General features: G+C 33.5%; 17 protein-coding genes and 1 pseudogene. 6 read left to right on the top strand and 12 right to left on the bottom strand.

What is annotated here, in order from left to right; all coding sequences use genetic code 11:
- Window positions 1-5 precede the first annotated feature (5 nt).
- From BMW63_RS09790 to BMW63_RS09740, 11 genes and pseudogenes are all read right to left on the bottom strand, one after another.
- Window positions 6-416 (bottom strand): response regulator, encoded by a 411-nt coding sequence (locus BMW63_RS09790; protein WP_074723291.1) that lies wholly within the window; start codon window positions 414-416, stop codon window positions 6-8.
- Between the two features lie 472 nt (window positions 417-888).
- Window positions 889-1,314, bottom strand: coding sequence for a response regulator (locus BMW63_RS09785; protein ID WP_074723290.1), 426 nt, complete (start codon window positions 1,312-1,314; stop codon window positions 889-891).
- Between the two features lie 1,258 nt (window positions 1,315-2,572).
- Window positions 2,573-3,187: a hypothetical protein gene (locus BMW63_RS09780; RefSeq protein ID WP_074723289.1), complete on the bottom strand. Its 615-nt coding sequence runs from the start codon at window positions 3,185-3,187 to the stop codon at window positions 2,573-2,575.
- Window positions 3,188-3,434: 247 nt separating this feature from the next.
- Window positions 3,435-4,100, bottom strand: a complete 666-nt coding sequence (locus BMW63_RS09775; protein ID WP_074723288.1) for a tetratricopeptide repeat protein — start codon at window positions 4,098-4,100, stop codon at window positions 3,435-3,437.
- A gap of 173 nt (window positions 4,101-4,273) precedes the next feature.
- Window positions 4,274-5,386: a pyridoxal phosphate-dependent aminotransferase gene (locus BMW63_RS09770; protein ID WP_074723287.1), complete on the bottom strand. Its 1,113-nt coding sequence runs from the start codon at window positions 5,384-5,386 to the stop codon at window positions 4,274-4,276.
- 203 nt (window positions 5,387-5,589) lie between these two features.
- Complete coding sequence (locus BMW63_RS09765) at window positions 5,590-6,750, bottom strand: alpha/beta fold hydrolase (protein ID WP_083380425.1); 1,161 nt, start codon at window positions 6,748-6,750, stop codon at window positions 5,590-5,592.
- Between the two features lie 243 nt (window positions 6,751-6,993).
- Window positions 6,994-7,197 (bottom strand): annotated as a pseudogene (locus BMW63_RS18425) (DEAD/DEAH box helicase); the annotation flags it as partial.
- A 107-nt stretch (window positions 7,198-7,304) separates the two neighbouring features.
- Window positions 7,305-8,006 carry a hypothetical protein gene (locus BMW63_RS09755; RefSeq protein ID WP_074723285.1) on the bottom strand — a complete coding sequence of 234 codons (702 nt, stop codon included), beginning with the start codon at window positions 8,004-8,006 and terminating at the stop codon, window positions 7,305-7,307.
- 159 nt (window positions 8,007-8,165) lie between these two features.
- The gene (locus BMW63_RS09750; RefSeq protein WP_074723284.1) at window positions 8,166-9,503 is read right to left on the bottom strand and encodes a DEAD/DEAH box helicase; all 1,338 of its coding nucleotides are present in this window, start codon (window positions 9,501-9,503) and stop codon (window positions 8,166-8,168) included.
- A gap of 134 nt (window positions 9,504-9,637) precedes the next feature.
- Complete coding sequence (locus tag BMW63_RS09745) at window positions 9,638-11,182, bottom strand: DEAD/DEAH box helicase (RefSeq protein ID WP_074723283.1); 1,545 nt, start codon at window positions 11,180-11,182, stop codon at window positions 9,638-9,640.
- A gap of 108 nt (window positions 11,183-11,290) precedes the next feature.
- Window positions 11,291-11,821: a DUF6155 family protein gene (locus BMW63_RS09740; protein ID WP_074723282.1), complete on the bottom strand. Its 531-nt coding sequence runs from the start codon at window positions 11,819-11,821 to the stop codon at window positions 11,291-11,293.
- Window positions 11,822-11,923: 102 nt separating this feature from the next.
- Between BMW63_RS09740 and BMW63_RS09735 the strand changes: the two genes are divergently transcribed.
- From BMW63_RS09735 to BMW63_RS09725, 3 genes are read left to right on the top strand one after another with little or no spacing between them, the layout of a single operon-like run.
- Window positions 11,924-12,208 carry a DUF3817 domain-containing protein gene (locus BMW63_RS09735; RefSeq protein ID WP_074723281.1) on the top strand — a complete coding sequence of 95 codons (285 nt, stop codon included), beginning with the start codon at window positions 11,924-11,926 and terminating at the stop codon, window positions 12,206-12,208.
- Entirely contained in the window at window positions 12,201-13,457 is a 1,257-nt protein-coding gene (locus BMW63_RS09730) for a mechanosensitive ion channel family protein (protein WP_074723280.1), read from the top strand. Before BMW63_RS09735 ends, BMW63_RS09730 begins: the two co-directional genes overlap by 8 nt.
- Window positions 13,458-13,483: 26 nt before the next feature.
- The gene (locus BMW63_RS09725) at window positions 13,484-14,032 is read left to right on the top strand and encodes a GNAT family N-acetyltransferase (protein ID WP_074723279.1); all 549 of its coding nucleotides are present in this window, start codon (window positions 13,484-13,486) and stop codon (window positions 14,030-14,032) included.
- Window positions 14,033-14,151: 119 nt separating this feature from the next.
- Here the strand turns inward: BMW63_RS09725 and BMW63_RS09720 are convergent, their stop codons facing one another.
- Window positions 14,152-14,535 carry an acyl-CoA thioesterase gene (locus tag BMW63_RS09720; RefSeq protein WP_074723278.1) on the bottom strand — a complete coding sequence of 128 codons (384 nt, stop codon included), beginning with the start codon at window positions 14,533-14,535 and terminating at the stop codon, window positions 14,152-14,154.
- Between the two features lie 68 nt (window positions 14,536-14,603).
- Here BMW63_RS09720 and BMW63_RS09715 point away from each other — a divergent pair, with 68 nt between their 5' ends.
- The 3 genes from BMW63_RS09715 to BMW63_RS09705 all read left to right on the top strand — a co-directional run bounded on the left by BMW63_RS09715 (window position 14,604) and on the right by BMW63_RS09705 (window position 16,962).
- Window positions 14,604-15,011, top strand: coding sequence for a glyoxalase (locus BMW63_RS09715; protein ID WP_074723277.1), 408 nt, complete (start codon window positions 14,604-14,606; stop codon window positions 15,009-15,011).
- Window positions 15,012-15,244: 233 nt separating this feature from the next.
- The gene (locus BMW63_RS09710; protein WP_074723276.1) at window positions 15,245-15,958 is read left to right on the top strand and encodes an esterase family protein; all 714 of its coding nucleotides are present in this window, start codon (window positions 15,245-15,247) and stop codon (window positions 15,956-15,958) included.
- 56 nt (window positions 15,959-16,014) lie between these two features.
- Window positions 16,015-16,962 (top strand): ATP-grasp domain-containing protein, encoded by a 948-nt coding sequence (locus tag BMW63_RS09705; RefSeq protein ID WP_074723275.1) that lies wholly within the window; start codon window positions 16,015-16,017, stop codon window positions 16,960-16,962.
- Window positions 16,963-17,086 lie beyond the last annotated feature (124 nt).

Genomic DNA, 17,086 nt, shown 5'->3' with positions numbered 1-17,086 from the left:
AATAATTATTGATGATGTATGTTTTGCTTCGCCTGCTCCATTGCTAAAATTATTAGCTGCGGAAGTTTTTTTAGATCTACTGGCTTGGTGATAAAAGAGGATGCACCAAGTTCGCGGGTATAATCACTATTCTTGTGGTATTGGGATGCGGTGTAAATAATCACGGGAATATTTTTTAGTTGTTCATCTTCCTTTAATTTTTCCAAACAGTCTAATCCGTTCATCACTGGCATGTTGATGTCAATAAAAATAAAATCAGGTAGTTTTTTTGCCTTGTGCAATAGTTCCAACGCCTGTGCTCCGTTCCATGCTCCAATACACTCATTGGACGCATTGATTTCCTTCGCGGCATTACTAAAATAAAGACGGTCGTCCACGTCATCCTCTACGATCATTAAAACTTTATGAGTTGTCATTTTTTCTGTGATTAGAAGAGTCTAAAGGTAAAGCAATAACTGCGCCTTTGATAGTATTATTTGAGTTTTTTATTCTCTTCTCTTCTATTCAAATTTAGCCAGTCACTTTCTACGAAGTGGCCAGACCAGATAAAACAAAAAGAGTAGCATTTTTTTATTTTGCACAAGCGGAGGCAAATTGAATTTACTGCTTCTACTTTATTGATTGGTGATTTCTTTCATCAATGGTTGCTTATCCTTAAAGAGTTGTGCACTACGTTTTTGATCTTTGCATTCTGGCGGGATTTTCAATCACAAAACCGCTAATACTTACTGGAGTTAAATATAAGCTACCAGCTACAAGTTTACATATCAGCCTCCCCGATGAAAAATGCATGTTTGGGTGCCGCTCTCCCTCGGAAGATGTGTTGTTCAAATAGAGCGTAAACTGTCCTTTGAATTTAGGACTAACCAATCTGTTTCACGATTCAAGTTATTTAACATAATTTGGAGATTCGCACTTTTGCCAATACTCCACGATTGTCTTTATTATACTTTTTAAATCTTGAAAACGAGAAGGCTTGATAAAAAATCCTTGAATAGATTTTGAGTAAGCGTCGACAACAGCTTCTTGTTCAGCACTTGTTGTAAAAAACAAGTACGGGATCGTTTTTAATCGTACATCTTCGTTTTCATGAATTTTATTTCTCAACTCCATGCCACTTAACTTTGGCATATTAATATCAGAAAAAACAATGAAAGGCTCACTGGTTTTTGCGGTCAAATAGCTAAGCGCTTCTTGGCCATCATTAAAAAAAATAAGTTCGTTTTTATAATTGAGTTCTTTAAATACTTCAATAAACATCTCTTGATCATCAGTGTCATCTTCAACGATAATAATTGCTCCGTTCTTATTCATTTTATTTTGTTTAAAAGCTTTTTATACAAATGTACAATTTCTTTTCTTGCAGAAAGCATCAAATTAGTAGTCTATCCAAGCACAACGTTGGATTCTGCTTTGTTTTTTTTTGTCTTATAACAGCATCAAGTGCCTTACAGAACCGTACGAGAATCTCGCTTCATACGGCTCTTGTCATACAAATCAAATCGTTTTAAAAAGTTACCAATGATAAAACATTGTTGCATATCGGTCACTAATGGTCGGGATGCCTAATTTGTGCTGACCTCCGTCTGTTTTAGGAATATTAACCTCCTTGAACGCTTGCCGAAAGTAACTTCCAGAGCTCATTCCCTTCCAAATTTTGTACAGATTCTTTAATAAATTTTATTGAAATTCTTTCACGCTTTCTTCATCTACTCCTGCACTAACTTTGATAGAATTGACCTTTCGGTATGTTTCCCTTACCATCTTTTGGTTATCGGAATTTGTTTTGATTCTGTCATAAATAAATTAGTCATCCTTAATTTGATTAAGTTGTTAATATACCATTAACTGTATAACTAATGTTCTTCGCTTCACTTTCATTACAAAAGCTTCATCACTACTATAACACCATCCGTCATCCTTATGAACTTTGATACTTTAAGCCTTGCGGGTACTGCCCACTTGTGCCGTTCTCTTGACATTTCATAAGGACTTCCTGAGTTCCGTATAAGAGTCTAAGTAAGGGTCATGCCTTCTTTATTGCGTTTGCGTTATAGCCAGTAAGCAAGTGGTTACTATAATTATCACCTATTCTCGGGTAAATAGACTGGTGACAAAATGTTCCAATGTCTCACAACTTCATCGCAGGTTTACTTGGGTTCATTTCTCTTATTCTCACCTGATTAATCTAGTTAGCCTTTTCCCCTTTCCGTTCAATACCTATCCATTACTTTCAAAGCACCAGGGGGCTCGTTGAAACCTCTGCTTGCACAGCGATTGTGGAAGACCTACTCCCTCCTCTTATAAGACATTGACTAATGATCGCAGCCATTAGTTATTCACGGCACACTCCCAGCGATCTGGTTAGTCGTTTATGCGAGAGTTCACTCCCCGAAGAAACTTTAAACGGGTGTGGCTTTTAGCGCTAGCCATCTAACACTAAATTTTCAGGATGCCAGAGTATTGCGTAGCGATAGCCATAAAAAAAGGGCCGTTGATACGTTTTCAACAGCCCTTTTTTAAATTTTCTATTATTGTTTGATGCAACCTTAGGTTTTCAAAGTTTTGGCTTTTACCCACGAGGTTGAGCCGCGCCGAATTCTTTTTTCTTTTTATTCAATTCATCCTGTAGTCTGCGCATTGCTTTCTGTTCGCGTTCCAAGGCTTTTTCTTTATAGATTTCAAATTCTTTTTCAGACTGTTGTAACGCCAGTTTACTTTCTACGGTTATAATATTACTCTGTTTAAATTTAAAAATAAAAAACACTAATGTAGCAATCAATCCAATGACAATAAGGAAAAATAATGTTTTAAAAAACGTTTTTTCTAATTGAATACCCAAAAGTGAAATACTATCCTTTTGCGATCTTAGGTTGGAAACGACAGTTTCTGAGGCAGTTGATTTGGCTTGTAAGTTGTCAATAACTCGTTTTTGGGAATTAAGAAAGGCTACATTAGCTAAAACTTTGTTTTTTGAAACTTTGAGAGAATCAAGGACATTCGATTGTAACTTAAGTATGGACGTTTTCTTAATGACTTTGTAATCCTGAAAACTATTTGATTTATCAATAAGATTCTGAAACTGACCTTCTACGGTAGCTAAATTGACAATTTTGTTTGGAGTTTGACTAAAAATGTTTGTTGTAAAAAGTAATAGGGCAATTACCGTAATTGTAATGTGTTTCATGACTAAAAATTCTTTGAATTCGTAATTAAGTATAAAAACTAGTTATTGTTAGATAACGTAACGACCCATAAAACTAGTTATTGCCGCTAAAATAGATTTCGAGCACATTTAACTAAAGTTATTGTGGTTTTTCATACAATAAGGAATATTGAAATGAACTTCTGCCCTATCGATGTGTTGATATATTCGACCAATCTGATTAACGAAAACCTGATGCTTTACATAGGAACCGTTGTTGTAAGCCATTTTACTTTTTAGATGCAATTTTCCTTACTGCAGGATCAATAAATTTAGGATTTAGCTTATCAGTAATTTTCATATATTTCCTCAGACTATCTTTTTGCATAAAATATGCATATGCACTTGTTAATGAACCATAATATTTTGCATTATTTGGATCAAGTTTAATTGCACTTTTTAAACTCTTGATTGTTAAGTCAAGATATTCTATTTTTTTAGTTTCGTAAAATAGCTGACCGTAACTTGTAGACATACTTTCGTAAACTTTTGCATTATTTGGATTCAATTTTATTGATTTTTCAAACAATGGGATGGATTGTTTTATTTCGTGCCTCATTCCCATTAGATTACCAAAGCCCCAATAAATTTCCGCGTTATCTTTGTCGAGTAACCAAGCTTGATTAAATCTTTTCATCGATGTATTAGCATCATTGTTATAAAAATATCCCCAAGCTTTTTCAATATACTTTTGGGAAGCTTCTTTTCGATTTTTAAATTCTTTATCGCAATCTGCAAGAAATTCACTATCGCTTTTGAGTTGCTCATCACATTTTTTTACTTCGCCATACATCGGAAGCAAATTAATTCCTTCAGGACAATCTTGCTTATATGAGCAGTTCAATAAAATTATTGTAGAAAATAATATCGTATTCCTCAAAACATTTTTAATCATAATTCTTGTTTAGTTCAATGTTGGACAAAATGGCTTATAACTTATTGGCGCATGGCGAGGTTGGGGACTTCATAACCGATATTTTTCTGCTAAGATAAAATTTATTGCAAAAGATAAACGTGAATTTTGCACATATTTCGCAATCTTGCAAAACCGCTATTGGTGGCATTTATTTATTGTATTGCTTTAATAAATTTTTTCATTTCGCTCATTTTACCCACTGTAATCCTTGTCCATTTACCTTGCTCTTCATATATTCTTCCCCCTTGAATATTATTGTTTTCTAATTGCTTGAAATAGTCCTTGTTGTATTTTGCAAGTGAAAAATAGATAAAATTTGTATTAGAAGAAATGCACTCACAATTTAATTTTTTGAGTTCGTTGATAGTATATTGTCTTACATTTTCATTTAGCAAGTAGCAATTTGAAACAAATTTATCATCTTTCAACGAAGCTATAGCAGCAAGTTTTGATAATACACTAACACTATTATTTGTATTGGATTGCAAATTATCCAAATTATCAATTATTGTTTTGTTCGCAATTGCATACCCAATCCGTGCTCCAGCCAAACCATACATTTTGGAAAATGTTTTGGTGATAATAATATTATTGTGGTCATTTACGATATTGCTAAGGGATTGCTGTTTAGTAAAGTCCAAATATGCCTCATCAATTAATACAATTGTATTTTGTGAAATCTTAGTTACAAATTCTACCAAAGCTTCTCTTTCACAAATTGTTCCTGTTGGGTTATTTGGATTACAGATATAAACAAGTTTTGTATCTTGGTTTACAACTTCCAACATAGCTTGCAAATTAATTTTTTTGTCGGTTGTAAGTAGTACTTTATTTTTCGTTAAACCAAAATTATCTAATGTAACTGTCCAATAATCATAGCTTGGGTCTGCGATTACATAATTTCCTTTGTCTAGTGATACAAATTTTGCAACCAAATCTAATATTTCAGTTGAACCAGCTCCCAACAATATGTTTTCCTCTTTAACACTATCTCTTTTTGCAAGGTCAGAAATCAGTTGTGTCGCAACATCCCAATTATATCGATTACTAATATTCGCATTGTCTACAAATGCTTTTCTTGCTAATGGAGATGGACCATAGGGGTTTTCATTTGAGCGTAAAAAAATTAAGTTATTATGATTTTCTAAATTGTCAAAAAAGTCTTCTGACATAACTGGAGATGCATAAGATTTTACATTTGCCAATCCAATGCCTGCAATTCCTAATCCAATTTGTTTTAACCAAAGTCTTCTTCTGTTTTCCATAATTCCTTTTTTTTATTAGACTTTAAAAAAAATAATATGTTACAACCGCGGAGAGTTAAAATTGCCAGCTACGGAAGGCGGCTTTGCGATTGTGTGTACATCGTAACCACTTATTTTTCGGCTTAACGAAAACTTGATGCGAAACGATAATTCCATTAAACTCTAGCTATATCAAAACAGCTGTTGTGCGTTCGTTTTTTTATTTACGATTGTTTTAAAAGTTCTTCTAAAACTCTTTTGCCATTTTCATTTTCGGGGTTTAATTCAACAGATTTTTTATACATTTTAGTTGCTTCTTCTTTTTTATTTATTTTCAATAGTATTTCCCCATAACTATCATAAGTATTTCCGCTTGTAGGATTTAATAATACGTTTAATTTGAAAATTTCTAAAGCTTTTTCATTTTCGTTCTTGTTTAAATATTCATAACCTAAATTATTCAGGTTGTCTTCCGAATGTATGTAAGCACTATTTTCTTTTTTCACATTGTTTGATGAACTAATGGCATAATTCAGAGCACGTTCATAAACTTCCGTTTTCTGTTTTTCATGTAATGTTTCTGCATAACTTTTCGCTATTGTTGTTATTACCAAACTTGGGTTATCAAACCAAATTCCGTGTCCACATTCAAATGCGGTAATACCGATACTTTTTGGATGACTGGCAACAAACTTTTTATGACATTCTTTCCAATGTTCTACTTTTTCAGTTTCTTTAAAAGATGGAATTCCACTAACTAAATCTACAACTGGAATATTCTGAGGAATTGAAATTTTACTCATCATTTTTACAGTTTCACGAATATTTGCAGCCATATAATAGATAGCAAGTTTGTTTTTTTTCCATTCTGGAATAAGTAGTTCTTGCTTTTTTAAATCGCTTTCTACAAACTTTTCCATAAAATGATGGTTTACATCAATTAATACAATCGATTTTACACGATTTGGATTCCTTACTGAATATAAAGTTGAAAAGTAACCGCCAAAAGAATGAGAAACTAACATAATTTGTTTATTATACCCCAATTTTTTTAATCCAGTTTCTAAATCCAAAATACTATTTAACATTCCGTGTTTTGAGTCTTCAGTTTCTAAAGTATTTATAGTGCTTTTACCTAAACCTTCTCTGTCGTATGTTATTATTGTTGATCCAGTTATTTCTGCAATTGGTTTCAAAATAGAATTCCAAACTCTTCCATCGCTTCCTGCACCAGCTTCAAAAAGAATGGGAATTCCTGAACCTTTTATAATGTTGAAATGTAGTTTATGATTTCCAACATCCACTAAAGTATCAATTGTTTGAGATTGACTTTTCATAGAACTAAAAAGTGTAAAAAAGATAATAACTTTTAGGAATAATTTCATTTTAAAATTTTAAGTTTTTGTTTTTCGTTTTTCGGTTCGGTCTGCTAAAATGACGCACAAATAGTACATAACATCAAATATACACCTCTTTTTGATGCTTTTTCAATAAATAATTTATCTTTTTCCTGCATTTTACTCTGTTTACGAATTAACGGATTACATGAACTGCATGAAAACAAAAAAACCATTGCATCGCTTTTACAAGCATTGCAATGGTTTTTCAATTGTAAAACAGAAAATTTACTATTTCATTTTTTGTCTTTTAACGGGTTTTTCTAGCGGTTCGTTTTTGTTTTGCAACAAATAATTAGCCAATAGTTTCTCGATTAATTCGTCCTTAGTCAGATGATGAAAAACAGTTTTTATTTTTGTTTTCAATTCCACATCCACTTCATGGTTGGGTTTGGTTTTGAATATTTGTTTGGCCCATAAAAGAGTGTTGTTCTCTTAGATGCTTAGTGCGCTTGGTTTATACAATTGTTTATTGAAGCCTTGCAGGCACAAACGGCATGGTTGTACCTACAGAGAATTAAATAGTAAATTACACTTTACTTTTATACTTTATTAGAAAGTATTTTTATTTTCTCGATAGTTATTGCAATTATTCCGTTGATATATTCGTCAAATAATTCCCAAAAATCTAAAATAAATTCTTTGTCCGTAAGTGTAATCCAACCTAATTTGCTTATTTCAATTCCCTTCATTTTTGATAACTCTTTTATTGTTTCTGTTTCAGAGCTATTTAATTTACCATTGTTGTGTACTATTTTATTTCTTATTCGTTGATATTTGGTTATTTCTCTCCATGTTGAGTTCATTTTTTCGAGATTAATATCTATCACCTTTTCTAAATATTGTTTTGATTTATTTATATAGTTGTTTCCGTTTAAGTCGTCTATTACAACTTTCATCTCATAGTACTTAGTATAAATTTCAATAAATGATTTTAAATAATGTTCGAAAAGCGAATAAGAACTTAAAAAAGTACTTTCTAATTTTAATTTTTTAAAATTAGAATTATAGTTTGTGTACTCATCTATGTAATATTCCACTCCAGAATATTTATGTTCTTTCTCAGAATTTTCCCATTCAAAGATTTTATCTTGAATTTCAGTTGTTTTTTCCTTTAAGTATTTATCAAAGTCTGTTAGATAATCTTTGATTACATCGATTTTATATGCTTTTATCATATACAAGCTATAGTTTAGTTCGTCGATAAACATTTCTGATTCTTTTTGATTTCTAATTCTTGACATTTAATTTTTACTATTTATTTTAAATTACAAATAACTTGAAGTTATAATCAAATATATACAACTTTTCTGATATTTAAATTATATAAAAAACATAAAAAAACCATTACCCTACTTCTTCAAGCATAGCAATGGTTTTTCCTTTATAAAACAGCAAAAGTACTATTTCATTTTTTGTCTTTTAACCGGTTTTTCTAATGGTTCGTTTTTGTTTTGCAACAAATAATTAGCTAATAGTTTTTCGATTAATTCGTCCTTAGTCAGATGATGAAAAACAGTTTTTATTTTTGTTTTCAATTCCGCATCCACTTCATGGTTGGGTTTGGTTTTGAATATTTGTTTTGCCCATAAAAGAGTGTTGTTCTCTTCGATACTTAATGTGCTCGGTTTCTTGAATTCAGTGAATTTGATTCCCAGTTCTTTTTCGAAGTCGGCTATTTCTTTTACCTCTTCTTCTTGTAGCACTGTTAATGAAAGTCCCTTTGCTCCTGCTCTGGCTGTTCTTCCGCTACGGTGTACATAAGCTTCGTAAACATCAGGCAAATGGTAATTAACCACATACGAAATTTCCTTTACGTCAATTCCTCTAGCAGCTAAATCTGTCGCTACTAATATATTGATGTGTCCTTCACGAAATTGCTCCATGATACGGTCTCTAATTCCTTGTGACAAACTACCGTGCAAGGCTCCCGATGAAAAACGGTTGATTGCTAAGTTTTTAGCTAGTTTATTCACCGCTGCTTTAGTCTTGCAAAATATGATGCCACGTTCTCCTTCTTTTGAATTCAGGAAATGCATTAAAACATCTAGTTTTTCAATAGGATCTACTACGATATACTCGTGATCAATCCCCTGATTCCCTACTGTTTCCATATTAGCACTCACCTGAACTACGTTTTTATTCAAGTAGTTTTGGATGAGCTGTTTTATAGTTCCCGGCATAGTAGCTGAGAACAATAATGTTTTGTGTTCCTTTGGCAATTCGGCAATAATTTCATCCAGGCTTTCTTTCAAGATGGTCACCATTTCATCGGCTTCATCTAAGACAAGAAATTTAGTTTCCTTAAGATTTATTGCTTTGCGCTGTATTAAGTCAATTAAACGACCTGGTGTGGCTACCACAATATGTGTGGGTGCAGCTAGACGCTCGATTTGAGGTTTTATTGGGATTCCACCGCAGGTTGCTGCAATAGAAACTTCTGGAAGGTATTTTGCAAAATCTTCTAAGGTTCTAAAAATCTGATGCCCTAATTCCCTTGTAGGAACCAGAATTAGTGCCTGTACCGTAGGCAAAGAGGTATCTATTAATTGTAAAAGAGGCAATCCAAAAGCGGCTGTTTTTCCGGTACCTGTTTTAGAAAGTCCAACTAGATCAGTGGTGTTTGCTAAAAGTAGCGGAATTGCTTTAAGCTGAATTTCTGTGGGTTCAACAATATTCAATTCGGAAATTGCTTTTAGAATTGGTGCTGAAATCCCTAAATCAGAGAATTGTTTTGGCATTTTTTTGGATTTATTATTTTATAAAAAATAGTTATTTTGTATGCTGGATTTCTAGCCCTGATAGAAGTAAAAATCCTCTTGTGCCGGTGTTCGGCACAAGAGATTGAAACGAATAGCAGGATTAGCTCCTTGTATTAATCTTCATCAGGTTCGTTCATGATTTTCTCACGATACTTCTTCCCGATCATTAATGTCATTTTTAATTTGTAATCATCAACTAGCCATTCGCGGTAGTTTTTACTACACTGGCTCAAACATTTAGAATAGCGTTTGATACGGCATTCAATATCGTCGTCCAGTTCGCGTGACAATGATTTCGCTTCCTGCAATGTTTCTGTATTATCGACACACATCGAAGAATGTTGCTCTAGCGATTTGTCTAAAACTACTTTTGAACGCAGGTTTTGGGCAATGATTAGTTTGTGCTCTTCATCGACATCAAATCCTACTTCGGCAGTTTTACTAAACTTTGCGCGCAATTCTGGTGGCATAGAATACTTGAAATACAATTCTATCTCGGTATCATCACGTAAATTTTCTAAGTAAAACTCGGGTGATTTAAAGATATGTTGCCAGTTTACAGGCTCACTCCACAAACCGAAACGGGCTGCATTATTTCCTAAATCGATTACCGTAAACATATCCTTGTTAGGCAGTTTTCTAGAACCACGACCAATCATTTGATAGTATAAAGTCAACGATTTTGTTGCTCTGTTTAAAATAATGGTATCCACGGTAGGCTCATCAAAACCAGTGGTCAGGATCCCAACCGAAGTCAAAATCGCATCTGGGGTTTTCTTGAACCACTGTAGAATATCTTTACGTTCTTCAGCGCTGCTGGTATTGTCAAGATGACGAATAGGATAGCCTGCTTCTCTAAACGTTTCATAAACGTATAGGGACGTATTAATTCCATTATTGAAAATCAGCGTTTTTTTACCTAATGATTTCTCTGTATAGGCATGCAATAATTTCTCTTGCATGGCCATATTAGTATACAAATCATCAGATGATTTCACGGTGTAATCTCCGTTAATACCAACTTTCAAAGAAGTTAGACCTACATCATAACTGTAGGTTGTTGCTTTTGCCAGGAAACCATTTTCTATTAAGGAATTGATGGTGTCTCCTACGATTAATTCATCGTAGCTTTCGTGCATTGGCAGTTTTATATTTGAACTCAAAGGGGTTGCTGTAACTCCTAGAATAAAGGCATTTGTAAACGAACTCAATAATTTTCTAAATGAGTTGTAATGCGCCTCATCAATAATAACCAAGCCTACATTATCTAAATGTAGTTTCTCGTCGTTGATACGGTTTTTAAGCGTTTCTACCATGGCCACAAAACAAGAATATTCGTTTTGGTCTGGAAGATCTTTTACCTTACTATTGATGATTTTGTTTTTTACGCCAAAACCTTTTAACATCTTAGAGGTTTGTTTACACAACTCAATTCTGTGTGTTAAAACAACTACTTTATTGTCACTTTTAGATAAATAGCGACGAACGATTTCAGAGAATACAACCGTTTTACCACCACCGGTAGGCAGTTGATACAACAGGTGATGTTGCTTTGGTGCATTGTCTATCCGTTCAAAGATGGAATCAATATCCCCTTTTTGGTATCCATAGAGTTCTTTTCTGTCTTCTTTTTCTATTTCTATAGTATTTTCAAACATTGTTTTTTGTTGGGTTTTTGCAAAAATACACCTAAAAAACAGTTATTATGTTATATTTATTTAAAAATATAGGAATGGATTGAGGAAATTTCTGTTATGAGAGAAGTATTAATACTCGAATCTCTCGATGATTGCGTCAAATTCTGGTTCGTTTTTCCATTTTTGTGTAATGGTTTCTTGATGAATAGTATTGATTCTGGTTTTGAATTCGTTAAGAATCCCATTTGCAATCATAAAAACCACTGCTTGTTCAAAGGAATTGAACATACTTTTAAAAAAGAGTTCTTGTTTGATCGTATTTTCAGAGGAGAAAGCTTGTGCGATTTCTATATTATACAGCATTACATCTGCTATTATAAATGGGTCTACGCCCAAAGTGATAAAGTGCTTGATGTACTTCTGGGCAACGGAACGGCGCATTTTTGGCTTTTTACGTTTCTTAGCAGTCGTTTGAATTGGGAAATATTCATTGGAAATTTTAAGCTTGCATTCCTGTAGCAGCGTTTCTTCCTTTGGATTAAACACAAAATTATAATACACTTTTACAGGGCTGAATTTCTCATATAATTCGAGAATCTGCTCTTCAAGCTGCTCTTTTGTCAGTTGGTTCAAGTATTTTTTTAAATCGCGTTTGCTCATTTTAAAAGTTTCAGATTACAAAAGTAAAAGAGTTTAAGATGGAATACCTATAAAATCAATCATATTACTTAATTTTGCCCTTTAATACTAAAAATAAAGTAGATGCTCAAATTTTTTAAGGTGGTAGCGATTCTGGAAGGAATCTCTTATTTGGTTTTATTTTCGAATATGTTATTTATCAAACCTAATAATTTTGAATTATATCATCGTTTGTTGTATCCTATAGGAATGAGTCATGGTGTATTGTTTATAGGCTATGTAATCTTGGCTTTTTTATTAAGAAAGCCTCAAAATTGGGATTTTAAAACTTTTTCTATTATCCAATTAGCTTCTCTTGTCCCATTTGGTACTTTTTATATAGAGAAGAAATACTGTGTAAATGCTTAAATTCATCGAAAAAACATTCACTTTTTTTTATCCGATACTCCGTAAATGGGGCATGGGATACAGTTTTGCATCCTATCTAAGTCTGTTTCTTAATATAGCCTTGCTTTGTATTGTGGCCTACAGTATCTATGTGGTGTTCCGACTTTTGTTGGTGACCATCATGATTTTTATAGCGCGCAAAACCAGAACAAAATTTGATGATTTATTGGTCACTAATAAAACGGCTAAATACATAGCGCATTTAATTCCGTTGTTGTTCATCTACAAGTCAGTTCCTGTTATTTTGGAGCGTTATGAATATTGGGAAGGTGTTTTTGGAAAATTAGTGGGAATTTATATCGTTATTTTAGTACTTTGGATTATTCGTACCATTTTTAATGCCTTACGGGATTATCTAAAACTAAAACCCCGATACAGCGATAAACCCATCGATAGTTTTATTCAGGTAATCATGATTCTGTTATGGATTGTGGGGATTATTATTATTATATCTAGAGTATTCGAAATTGGTCATACAGAGCTTTTAACGACTTTTGGAGCCGTATCTGCTTTGATTATATTAATTTTTAGGGATATTATTTTGGGTTTTGTAGCTAGTGTCCAAGTGTCTATAAACGATATGATTCGAATAGGTGACTGGATTACCATGGCTAAATTTGGTGCTGACGGAGATGTAATCGAAATCAACCTAACCACGGTAAAAGTTCGAAATTTTGATAATACTACTACTACCATTCCAACGTATAGTTTGAGTTCTGACTCTTTTCAAAACTGGCGTGGGATGCTTCATTCTGATGGGCGACGTATAAAAAGACATATTCTGATTAAAACCAGTAGCATCCATTTTTTAAAGAATGATGAGTTAAAAGAACTAAAGAAAATCACACTCATTAGTGACTATATTGATAGCCGTATGGCCGAGGTTGATCAATATAATTTTGATAATTCTATCGATAAATCACTCGCTATAAATGGTCGGAATGTCACTAATTTAGGGTTGTTTAGAAAATATATTACACAATATCTTAGCAATCATCCAGCCATAAACAAAGACTTGCTTCTACTCTGCCGTCAACTGCAATCGACAGCACAGGGTGTTCCTTTAGAGGTCTATGCTTTTACAAGTGACAAACAGTGGCAAAACTATGAATATATTATGTCTGATATCTTTGATCATATTATAGCCTCAGTGCCTTATTTTGGTTTGGAATTATATGAATTGCCTTCTAACAGTGACTTTCTTCAATAGATAATATTATTAATCCTTTTGCCAAAATGATGGAACTCTATAGCTCACGATTAAAACTAAGGTTGATTGACAGCGCCGATTTAAATGCGATTCATATTTTGCATTCTTTAGCGGAAACCGATGAATTTAATGCGCTGGGAATTCCTGAAGATATTGGCGAAACCAGCCGTACAATCGATCCCTGGATAGTAGCAAATAAAGAAGCAGAAATTCAAAGCTATACCTTTGCAATTGAAGAAAGTAACACGAATCAATTCATTGGTTTATTTGGACTTAAATTAGGAGCCAAAAAGTACCGAAGAGGAGAAGTTTGGTACAAATTACATTTAGATCATTGGGGAAAAGGATTTGGAACAGAAGCGTTAAATAGGGTTCTCGATTTTGGTTTTGATGATTTAAATTTGCATCGAATACAGGCAGGTTGTGCCGTAGATAACATGGGTTCCATCAAAGTGCTGGAAAAGGCTGGAATGCTAAGAGAAGGACGGGGAAGACAACTACTACCATTGAAATCTGGTTGGTCTGATAATTTTGAGTATGCCATCTTAGAAACTGACGAACGAAAAAAAGCCTAGGACTGCCACAGATTCACAGATTAAAAATATGATTTTTGAAAATGGATGAATCTAGTTACTATTTAAGGAATAACTTTGGGCTCTCCACTACTTAATTTTTTGCGTTTTCGTCGAATAAACTACAGCCGATTTTTTATAAATTCAATCTCTGTTTTTCCATGTGCTTTAGGCTTTCCGTCTGCTCCTAAGTTGACCATTGTGGTACTGGCTATTGAAATAATCGTTTCACGGGTCATCATGTTCCGAACCTCACATTTTAGCGTAAGGGAACTGTTTCCAAACTTTACCACATCAATACCAATTTCGATGATATCTCCCTGCTTTGCGGAGCTTCTAAAATTAATTTCCGACATGTGTTTGGTAACCACTCTTTGGTTTTCTAATTGAATAATAGAATATAAAGCTAATTCTTCATCTATCCAAGCTAACAATTGACCCCCAAATAAAGTTCCGTTTGGATTGAGGTCTTCTGGTTTTATCCATTTTCTGGTATGAAATCGCATATTTTTTATTTAATAATGCGAAAGTAACCTATCTCCGTCGATTTTTTTATAATTTTAAAGAAAAAAAGATGGACTCAAGAGATGTTTTTTTAAAAGAATTCCGTGGAGGAACAATTGGAAGTGTTAGTATGCAATCCTCTTCAGAGGAAATGTTCCAAAATGAGGTACTACGACCAATCTTAAAGCTGCAAAATGATTTATTTATTGCTTCTTTCAGAAATTATTCAACGAAATATAAGGGGGATTTTTATTCTCAAACCACCGAGAAAAAGCTGGCTACAATCGAAAATGCAATTCAAAAAGATATTAAATACCGAAATGCATTAAAAGGTATGGTAATAGGACTATTCACTGTAGAGGAATACTTGTTTTACATCAAGAACTCATCAAATCTCAACAAAAGAATTATGAGCATGCTTATCGAAAGATTAAAAAGTCAGATTCAATTATTTGAAGTCGATTCTACAGAGAAATAGAGTCTGTAAAACATTGATTTTATAGAAATTAGCTTTTTTTAATCTAAATTCACGAAGTGCTCTGGTTTGTTTTATTTTCAGATTCTCATAAAAATCAAGCTTTAAGTTGATAATTATCAAAATGTAGAATACTTTATATATTCACGCTATTTTATATGTAAAAAAAGGAATTTTATAAGTAATTTCTACTATTTGCATAAATATTTTCGTTATTATTGTTAAAAGCAAAGTATATGAAAGAAGAATATTTCAAGTGGTATTCTCCACACCTAAATAGAGAGATTGAGATGCTAGTTTTTGGACATTCCGGGTACCCAGTGGTCTTACTTCCCACTTCAATGGGAAGTTATCATGAAAATAAAGACATGGGCTTGATTGAGTCAGCTAAATGGTATATCGAGCAAGGATTAATACAAATATTTTGTCCAGATAGTATTGATAAAGACAGTTTCTATAACAAACAAATTCACCCCATTCATCGCATCGAAAACCATGTTCGCTACGACAAAATGATCTGTCACGAAATTGTGGAAAAAGTTAAAAACAATTCGCCGTCAGGCAAGGTTGCTTTAGCCGGTTGCAGCTTTGGGGGATATCATGCCGCTAATTTTGCTTTTAGACATCCCGGTTATGTTAGCCATATGTTTTCGATGAGTGGAGCTTTTGATATAAAAAGTTTTCTAGATGGTTTTCATAATGACGATGTTTTTTATAACAGTCCTGAGGATTATTTATATGGATTAGACGACCCTGAAGTATGGAAAATGGACATTGTTCTGGGAAGCTCTAATTGGGATATTTGTTTTGATTCTAATTTAAAATTAAGCAAAGTTTTAAGCGAAAGAAATGTACACCACTGGCTTGATATTCGTCAGGATAAAAAACATGATTGGCCTTTATGGAAGGAAATGTTTGCACATTACTTATCCCGAATCAATTTTTTTTAGAAACAGAAATTAAATGTAAAAAGCACAATTATATTAATAAGGTAAAATAGATAAAAATGAAAAAAATTGGAATTTTATTTCGAATGGAAGATACCTATCCTCAAGCATTTATAGACCGTGTTAATTCAAAAAACGAAAAAGGAATTGTTGCAGAAGCAGTTTCTATTGACAAAGTAGTTCAAAATAAAGATGGAGAATATGCGGTCATCATTGACCGTATTTCTCAAGATGTTCCTTTCTATCGTGCGTATCTAAAAAATGCCGCTTTAACCGGTACAAATGTCATCAACAACCCTTTCTGGTGGAGTGCCGATGATAAGTTTTTCAATAACGCATTAGCCGATACGCTTGGAGTACCCTTACCCAATACGGTTTTGTTACCTTCTGCAGAACACCCAACAGACACGACAGCTAAATCGTTCAGAAACTTACAATACCCAATGGACTGGGAAGGAATATTTGATTATATAAAGTTTCCTGCTTACATGAAACCCTACGCTGGTGGTGGTTGGAAAAATGTCTATCGTCTTGAAAATAAAGAGGAATTCTGGGAGAAACATCAGGAAACCAAACAACTGGTGATGATGCTTCAAGAAGAAATAGTATTCACTGAATATTTTAGAGTGTATTGCTTAGGCGGTAAAGCGGTTAGAATCATGCAATATGAACCAAGAAATGCTCCTCACCTCCGTTATGTAATTGACGGGCCTCTGGTGGATAAAAAATTACTTGCAACTGTAAAAGACTACACATTAAAACTTTGTAAAGGTTTAGGGTATGATTTTAATACTGTCGAGTTTGCAGTGCGTGACGGTATTCCTTATGCTATCGATTTTGGTAATCCAGCACCTGATGCAGAGTTAACCTCAGTAGGTGTAGATAATTTTGAATGGGTAGTAGAAGAGTCGGCTAAAATGGCTATTGCTGCTGCAAAAAAACAAAAGTCTGGAAAGATGAATCTGACTTGGGGAACATTTATGAAAGACGCGGTTGCGGGCAAATAAATTTCTCAGGAACCGGAAGTCCTAGCCCAGATAGCAGCCAAAATCCCAGCTCGTTTTTTAACGAGACGGATTGTATCGAATAGCTGGACACGAGCGAAGCGAACTGACGAAGTAAATTGCTCTT

Origin of the sequence: Flavobacterium frigoris (genome assembly GCF_900111075.1) — a bacterium.
Classification (GTDB): Bacteria; Bacteroidota; Bacteroidia; order Flavobacteriales; family Flavobacteriaceae; genus Flavobacterium; species Flavobacterium frigoris.
Note: the sequence above shows the minus strand (reverse complement) of the source record. Positions and strands in the feature narration are given on the sequence as shown.